7 protein-coding genes are annotated in these 5,927 nt (G+C 34.0%); 6 read left to right on the plus strand and 1 reads right to left on the minus strand.

What is annotated here, in order from left to right; translation table 11 throughout:
• Positions 1-397: 397 nt before the first annotated feature.
• A complete protein-coding gene (locus JUB15_RS28200; RefSeq protein ID WP_207516104.1) occupies positions 398-637 on the minus strand; it encodes a helix-turn-helix domain-containing protein in 240 nt (79 codons plus the stop codon).
• Between the two features lie 115 nt (positions 638-752).
• Here JUB15_RS28200 and JUB15_RS28205 point away from each other — a divergent pair, with 115 nt between their 5' ends.
• From JUB15_RS28205 to JUB15_RS28230, 6 genes are all read left to right on the plus strand, one after another.
• Positions 753-1,646: a hypothetical protein gene (locus tag JUB15_RS28205; protein WP_207516105.1), complete on the plus strand. Its 894-nt coding sequence runs from the start codon at positions 753-755 to the stop codon at positions 1,644-1,646.
• Between the two features lie 149 nt (positions 1,647-1,795).
• Positions 1,796-2,434: a hypothetical protein gene (locus tag JUB15_RS28210; RefSeq protein WP_207516106.1), complete on the plus strand. Its 639-nt coding sequence runs from the start codon at positions 1,796-1,798 to the stop codon at positions 2,432-2,434.
• A 27-nt stretch (positions 2,435-2,461) separates the two neighbouring features.
• Positions 2,462-2,965: a hypothetical protein gene (locus JUB15_RS28215; RefSeq protein WP_207516107.1), complete on the plus strand. Its 504-nt coding sequence runs from the start codon at positions 2,462-2,464 to the stop codon at positions 2,963-2,965.
• A 52-nt stretch (positions 2,966-3,017) separates the two neighbouring features.
• Complete coding sequence (locus JUB15_RS28220) at positions 3,018-4,295, plus strand: hypothetical protein (protein ID WP_207516108.1); 1,278 nt, start codon at positions 3,018-3,020, stop codon at positions 4,293-4,295.
• Between the two features lie 70 nt (positions 4,296-4,365).
• Positions 4,366-4,509 (plus strand): hypothetical protein, encoded by a 144-nt coding sequence (locus JUB15_RS28225; RefSeq protein ID WP_207516109.1) that lies wholly within the window; start codon positions 4,366-4,368, stop codon positions 4,507-4,509.
• Positions 4,510-4,557: 48 nt separating this feature from the next.
• Positions 4,558-5,538, plus strand: coding sequence for a putative phage abortive infection protein (locus JUB15_RS28230; RefSeq protein WP_207516110.1), 981 nt, complete (start codon positions 4,558-4,560; stop codon positions 5,536-5,538).
• Positions 5,539-5,927: the final 389 nt, after the last annotated feature.

Genomic DNA, 5,927 nt, shown 5'->3' on the forward strand with positions numbered 1-5,927 from the left:
CTGGTCCTTTTCCAATGTTTCTTGTCCGTTTTATTTGGCTGCAAAACAACTACTTTTCTCCTAAATCCCCCAACTTTTCAACCTGATCCTATATTCTCGTCTTGAAAACACAGTACAGACTTCAATACTTAATGCACAACAGAAAAAATTTTATGAAGCTTTGCCTGTGGAGTTTACATGGCAACTATGTAAAGATATTGCGGCTCCATTGAATATCAAAGAAAAGACTGTGGAACGTTATATCGGAAAATATATTGAACGAGAATTAATTGAGCGGTATGAACAAGGTAAATACAGAAAATTGTAAATCCATCGTTTCCTACAAATCCTACATTTCCTTCGAAGCTCCTAGTTTTATAGGGGCTTCGATTGTTTTTATGCCGGAAAGGGTTACCGATTATAGAGGGTCTTTGGGCCAGAAGTCTCTGGGCGAGCATTTGAAAACCTTGGCAATGGCGTTTATGTGATTAATATTGTACTTAGCTCTGTAATTGGCGCTCTCTACATTGCCGATAAAACCTTCCGAAACATCTAACTGACGGGCAAGTTCAGCTTGTGAAATATTCAATTTCAGGCGTTTTTCCCTGATTTTGTCTATTATATACTGTTCAATTTTGCTTGTTGAAGGCTTACTCATTGTACTTATACAGGTGCAAGTACGATAGTTGCCATGTTTTTAACACACATACAGGTGTGAGTATTGGTGTTTTATGGGTATTTTTAGGTTAATTAAAACCTAAACACAAATTACCATGAAAAGGAACCTTTTAGCCCTTGTATTAATTACATCCTTTATCGTAGCGAATGCTCAATCTCGATATTCCGGTTACTTGCATACCTTGCAAACTGGATTTAAGGAAAAATTTGAGTATTCTGCGAGTACTACATTTTCTGGAGGTGTTTATAAAACAATATACCGAATCTTCAAGCCAGGTAGTAGTACGAATCGATACACTATAATTGCTTCACATTTTAAAGATGAGAAAAAAGTTACTGTCGAAGTCAGGGATGAGAGGTATTTGTTAAGCGCTATGAACGGAAAAGAGGAAACAACTTATGACTCACCATCATTGAAATTATTCGGGTTCAGGGGTAATCTTGCAATGTTTGATAAGTCAGCACCGAATCAACTCGCTGTAAAATTTATCAGCAGTAGCTTCTCCTACATAAAAGTAAGTAGCTTTCTTGGCTCTTATAGTGATAATATATTCCAGTTTTTTGTATTTAATCAGAGTGATAAAATAACAGAAGCGCGAACAAACAACATTGTAATGCCTAAAAAAGGCAACACACAATCTGGGACAAAAGCAGTTTTTAAAGGTGTTAATACAACACCAGACTCTATCAAAAACAATTTTGGATGGTTTACAGGGACAAAGAAGTTTTGTGAAGAAGGGGAGTTCTGGTACTACATAGTCACAATCAGTGATAATAGCATTACTCTTATTTCATATCCAGGAGCCAAAAATGATCATTTTAAAAATAAAAGTCAGGCCATATTTACAGTTTATGGGCACATTGAGGGCAACAAAATCATCACAAGCGATTCTTCAGAATATAAAGCACCACGGTTTAAATATGAAAACGGAATTCTTTATGAGTTGAATAATGAGCGAGGGTACACCGATTACAAGGAGTGTGAATAAGCTATATAAAAGTTCAAATTGGGCAGCTGTTTCTGGAAAGAAGCAGCTTTTTTTATCTTGTCTAACTAAAGAAATGCACAATTGTGGAAAAAGTGCGCTAAAAAAATTGGCAAATCTGATTAAATTGATGGTTAAAAGGTTTGCAGCATATGACATGGTTTGACCTCTTGAGAGATATAGGATTTTTTGGGATTGCTGCGTTTATTATCCAGCGGATCATTGAACATTCTTCGACGAAAAACCTTGAAAAGTATAAACAAGAGCTTGATTTCACAATCAGAGGATACCAACTTACGCTTGATACAGATTTAGAACGATATAAATCTGAACTAAACCTGCATTTAAGCCGTCAGACTTCTTTGCATGAAAAAAGGCTAGGTATTATTGATGAGATGTATAAGAAACTTGTTCACCTTGACTCATCAATGAGAGAGTTAACTAAACCTCAATTTGTCATAGAAGATGCTGAAAAAGAACAACAAGAACGAGTGCAAAAATCCCAAGAAGCTTTTATAGAGTATAACAACTATTTTCTTTTAAATAGGCTGTATTTCAATAAAGAAGTAAGTGGCTTATTAGAAAATATAACAAAAGAATATATTTCAGCCAACATGGACTTTTTTGAATTGCGAAGACTTCAATCTTTCATGCGTGGTCAATTAAGTCAAGAACAATTTGAAAATGCTGGTCGAAAAGTTCAAGATGCTTCAAAGCGCATAACTGAAGATATACCCCAAATTCTTAGAACACTTGAAGAAGAATTTCGAAAGTTATTAGGCGTAACGTAAAATAGTAAAGGACAAAATTGTATAAATATGACTAAGCAACAAGAAGATAAAATCATTGGAGATATTATTACAGCACTTGGTACATACGCTCTTGGAGATATCGAGAATTCAAGGAAAATGAATATAATGTTGGCAACATTTATATTGTGTTCTTGTTTCATTGACCAAATGGCTCAGATTGGCTACTATAAAAAGAACAATAAGATTGGAGAGAATTTCAAAGAGTTCGTAAGAGGTTATTTTGGTTCGCGGTATGATGATGAGCTATTGTATGATTCATTAAGAAGTAGATTGGTGCATAACTATTCCGTAAATGGTAAATACTGGTTAAGTGACGAATCAACATACATGAATCTTGAGGTAGTGAATAACCGTATACATCTTAATATTGATGACTTTATTAATGACATTAGAACTGTTTGGATGAAATTTAAGAATGACCTTGAGAATGATAACGTAATTAGAGCCAGGGCCATCAGGCATGATAAAAAATTTCCTGTTTTAAGGCATAGCAGAATTGCTTCCATTTAAAGTTCGAGTAATAAAAAGCAAGTCGAATAATTCAGTCAAATGAAAACCGCACATGGATACACTTGTCTTTCCAGATGTTTTACCGGTATTCCTCGACGCATTAAATTATCCTAAGTGTGCTCGCCCTGAATATTTTATTAAAAAGCAAAAGGAAAGTGGATGGAGTAAAGGTGTTTATTTAAGGGCGCTCCAAGAAACATATCATCACTGTATTGCAGTACTTGAATTTTACAGAGGGGTAGAAAAGCGCAAATCCAAAAATATAACTGTAGGTCAAGAGCCAATCAACGATAATTTTGTCTTATCTATTGAAAAGCTGACAGAGGGAAAACAGAAAGGTGATATAACGGAAGAGGTACTAAAAGATTTATTCGCTGCAATAAAATTTGCTTATAAGTTTGAAAGGCCAACGTTGGTGTTCACACCCTTTGAGATTTTAGCGGTAACTGAACGAATATTATTGTTTGTAAGGAGTGAATTTAATTCACAAATTCAGAAAACAAGCAGTGCTTACTTTTTAGCTGACAAAAAACGAAAACAAGGAGTTAAAATTGAAAGTGACCCTGAGTATATTGTTAATCATTATCATGTTATATCAGAAGCTCCAATTTTTGACTTTATTCTGTTTCGAAATGAAGTAAGGAATTTGCTTCTGAATTCACGACACCCACAAACATTAAAGGTCATGCTCAAGCCTGTCTTTGATCTCACAGTTAAGATTGTTGACTTATGGAATCAGAAGTTGTCTGAGATTGAACAGCCACTCAGTGACCGTTCACCTTTGAAAGGTAAGGCAATATTCGATGATAAATTGGTGAGATTTGATCATCAGACACTTCAGATTTGGAATGTCAATATTGACAGTTTGAATGATATTTATCGGGAAGATAGTACAAGGTATATGAATCGTGATTTTGCTGTATTTGCAACAAGAGTTGCAAATCTTATAGCAGACGAGGTTTTACAGTTAAAAGGAGAAAGACGGAAAGACATTCCAGAGCTTAAGCAAATTCAAAAATTGGAGGACTTGTTTTTTCAAAAGGATAAATTTGAATTTTATGTAGATTTATTAAAACGGACATCTCCGGTAGTTATTAATGCAACTAACCAGTTTTTACTTGGGCCACGAAGTAAGGGAGCGCTGGTTGCCTGGATAAGCGCTCTTAAAAGCAAGGGAATAATTCGGCCTGTAGATCAAATAACCCTAGCAGCTTTAATGAATACATATTTTAAAGGAGTTAATTTTGGTCAATATGGAAAATCATTTAGCGATGTTACTACTACGTCGTATAAAAAGTATTATAAACAAATCCTTAATTTACTGTCTTAACCTTACTTTTCCTTTCCGGACAGTTAATGGTAATTAATTATTCTGCTCTTTGTGGAATAATTAAAAAGAAATGAAAAAGAATCGAAAGTTCACTATTAAAATCTTTGGGATTTTTGAAGTAAAGACCGAGAACTGGACGTTTATTGAAAGTATGGTCATTCTTGCCTTTGCAGTAGTTTTGATGATATTTTTGGGCTATCAGTTTTTCAAATAACATAATTCTACTCTTGGCATAATAGCTTTTAAATAGTTGCCAAATCATATGAAAAAGATAACTAAAAATAATATATGGGTTTATATAGGTGCAGGTATAAGCATTTTGCTAATAATTTATTGTATTATTTATATATACGGTTATTATTCCCATAATAATATTTTATGGCATTATCCTAAAAATTATAAACTTGATGACAAACTAAAAAAGCAAATATTATCACCTAACGAAATTGGTGATAGCATTGGTGGAATATTGAACCCAATTATTGGCTTAGTGGCTTCTATTCTTACATTTCTTGCATTTTATATGCAAAAGCGTGCTAATGACGATATTCAAGTTCAATTTAAAATTCAACAGTTTGAAAGTCAGTTTTATGAGATGCTTCGGCTTCACAAGGAGAACGTAACCGAAATTGAGATCATCAGTTTTCAGACTGGAATATCAGTAAGCGGGCGCAAAGCCTTCATCGTGATGGCTCAAGATTACCGAGCACTCCTTTCGCGTGCCGTGCTTTTTGAATCCGCATTAACACCGGCAGATTTTGAAATCGCGTATGGCATTTTTTTCTGGGGATATGATGAGGATGAATTTCAAAGTTTATCTTCAAAGTCAGGGGGGCGTGTCGTTGGCGGTAATGTTGCCTCTTTATCATTTATCAAAGAGCATCAAGGTTATGGATCAACCTTGGGGCATTACTTTAGACACTTATTTATGATGGTGAAGTTTGTAGTTAATAGTAGTATTGTACCTGAATACAAAGAAAAAATAAAGTATTTAAAAATATTAAGAGCGCAACTTTCTAATCATGAGCAGATAATGCTATTTTATAATTGGCTCAGTAGATACGGAGCTGCTTGGGAAAATAATGAGAATCAGTTTTTTACTGAATATGTTATGATTCATAATTTATGGCGGGAGGAACTACTCCAAAATGAACTTATTCTTAAGAAAGTTCAAGAATTAGAGAAAAAGCCTGTAAGGCTTAGAAAAAAGCCATTGTTTGAATACCAGGAGAAAGGAGGATAAGAAACATTCCTATAGATGCACTACTTTTTTACTATTTTTCATAGAAGGCGCATCAATTGCGAATTATTACTTTCTGTATTGGGAAATAATAGAAACTGACAATGTATAAATCATTGTAATTATTGATTTACAGTTTATTTTATATCTTCTTGAGAACTTTTGTGCCTCCGCTTCTCTAAGGAATTGCTTATCAGTAATATGTAAATTCTGTGGCTTTAATTGTTAATTACTCTGTATGTTTTTTTTATTTATTATCAGTGTTTTATAATTTATTTATTTTTACACGATCTGATTTACTAAGTATTCCCACGGGCAAGTACATATTTGTGGCAAAAAAGATGTTGTTTAGCTTAGGTTCTTAAAACAACTTATGGAACCAGCAAAGGCCC

Origin of the sequence: Longitalea luteola (assembly GCF_017356035.1) — a bacterium.
In the GTDB taxonomy this organism is placed as follows: domain Bacteria; phylum Bacteroidota; class Bacteroidia; order Chitinophagales; family Chitinophagaceae; genus Niastella; species Niastella luteola.

Coding starts and splice junctions, on each gene's coding strand:
- JUB15_RS28225 (WP_207516109.1), top strand. CDS start 4,366: ATGAAAAAGAATCGAAAGTTCACTATTAAAATCTTTGGGATTTTTGAA.
- JUB15_RS28230 (WP_207516110.1), top strand. CDS start 4,558: ATGAAAAAGATAACTAAAAATAATATATGGGTTTATATAGGTGCAGGT.
- JUB15_RS28215 (WP_207516107.1), top strand. CDS start 2,462: ATGACTAAGCAACAAGAAGATAAAATCATTGGAGATATTATTACAGCA.
- JUB15_RS28210 (WP_207516106.1), top strand. CDS start 1,796: ATGACATGGTTTGACCTCTTGAGAGATATAGGATTTTTTGGGATTGCT.
- JUB15_RS28200 (WP_207516104.1), bottom strand. CDS start 637: ATGAGTAAGCCTTCAACAAGCAAAATTGAACAGTATATAATAGACAAA.
- JUB15_RS28205 (WP_207516105.1), top strand. CDS start 753: ATGAAAAGGAACCTTTTAGCCCTTGTATTAATTACATCCTTTATCGTA.
- JUB15_RS28220 (WP_207516108.1), top strand. CDS start 3,018: ATGGATACACTTGTCTTTCCAGATGTTTTACCGGTATTCCTCGACGCA.